At 65.4% G+C, this 1,444-nt stretch carries 1 protein-coding gene; it reads left to right on the forward strand.

Annotated elements, in window-relative coordinates; translation table 11 throughout:
- Positions 1 to 84 precede the first annotated feature (84 nt).
- Positions 85 to 1,434, forward strand: a complete 1,350-nt coding sequence (locus D7Y11_RS42595) for an IS4 family transposase (protein WP_126936517.1) — start codon at positions 85 to 87, stop codon at positions 1,432 to 1,434.
- Positions 1,435 to 1,444: the final 10 nt, after the last annotated feature.

Consider the following 1,444-nt stretch of genomic DNA (forward strand, 5'->3'; position numbering starts at 1 on the left):
GCAATGCCGATCAGATAGGTGGGCCTTGCGAGGACCTACCGCCATGGTTGAGGGTGTGGCGATCTCATTCTTGGAGATCGCCGCATGGGGCTTTCCCAGGCCATCCAGGGCGCTGCCATGGTGGCCCCCGAGCAGTTCGACCGGTTTCGGCAGCACATCGACCCGGTATGGGTGGAGGAAGCCGTGGTGGCCACCGGCTTTGCCTCGATACGCCGTCGGCGCCTGCCGGCTGACCAGGTCATCTGGTTGGTGGTGGGCATGGCACTGATGCGCAATGAGTCCATCCAGCGTGTCGCCTCCCTGCTGAATGTGGCGTTGCCGACGGGGACGGGCTCGACGGACGTGGCGCCGAGCGCTTTGACCCAGGCGCGCCAGCGCCTGGGCGATGAGCCGATGGAGTACCTCTTCAATACGACGGCTTCGGCGTGGGCCCACCGCAGCGCCAGGGCGCGCCCCTGGCACAAGCTGGCCGTCTATGCCCTGGATGGCACGACGGTGCGGGTGCCGGACTCGCCCGACAACTGGAGTCAGTTCGGTGGCAGTCCGGGCAACGGCACTCGCGCCGGTAGCGCCTATCCTACGGTGCGGGCGGTGGCGCTGATGGCGGCACGCTCCCACCTGGTGGCGGCGGTGCGCTTTGGGGCCTACGCCACGGGAGAGGTGACACTGGCTGCGGAGCTATGGAGCCAGCTGCCAGAGAATTCCGTCGTCATCGTCGACCGCAACTTCACCGCGGTCCGCGACCTGATGGAGATTGCCACGGGGGCCAAGAACCGGCACTGGCTGGTGCGGGCCAAGGCTCATATGAAACCCGTCCGGGTCGAGAAGCTCGGTCAGAACGATGACCTGGTGGAGCTGCCGGTCACCCGCTCCATGCGTGCTTCGAGCGCCAAGCCCCTGCCCGAAGCCGTCCGCATGAGGGCCATCCGCTACCAGCGACCGGGCTTTCGTGCCGGAGTGCTGCTGACGTCGCTGTTGGACCCGAAGAAGTACCCGGCCCAAAAGATTGTCCAGCTGTACCACGAGCGATGGGAAATCGAGCTGGGGTACGACGAAATCAAGACGCACCTCTTGGACCGGCAGGAAGCCATCCGCAGTCGCACGCCCCAAGGCGTCCGGCAGGAAGTCTGGGGCATTCTGCTGGCCTACAACCTGGTACGCGTGGAGATGGAACGGGCTGCGGACGAAGCCGGCGTGGAGCCGACGCGCATCAGCTTCGTCAATGCGCTGGCGCTCATCCGAAACGCATGGCTGGTCTGGTCGACCCCGCCGCTGGCACCCGGGCGGATTCCAGAGCACCTGCTCGATTTGCGCAGGCACCTGGGGTTGCTGCTGTTACCGGAACGAAGGAGCGAGAGGCGCTTCCCACGAGTCGTAAAAATCAAGATGAGCAACTACGACAAGAAGTGGGTGAAGCGCCCTCGCCCTAACTGACCGGCATTGG

Origin of the sequence: Corallococcus sp. AB018, from assembly GCF_003986945.1 — a bacterium.
GTDB classification, from domain to species: domain Bacteria; phylum Myxococcota; class Myxococcia; order Myxococcales; family Myxococcaceae; genus Corallococcus; species Corallococcus exiguus.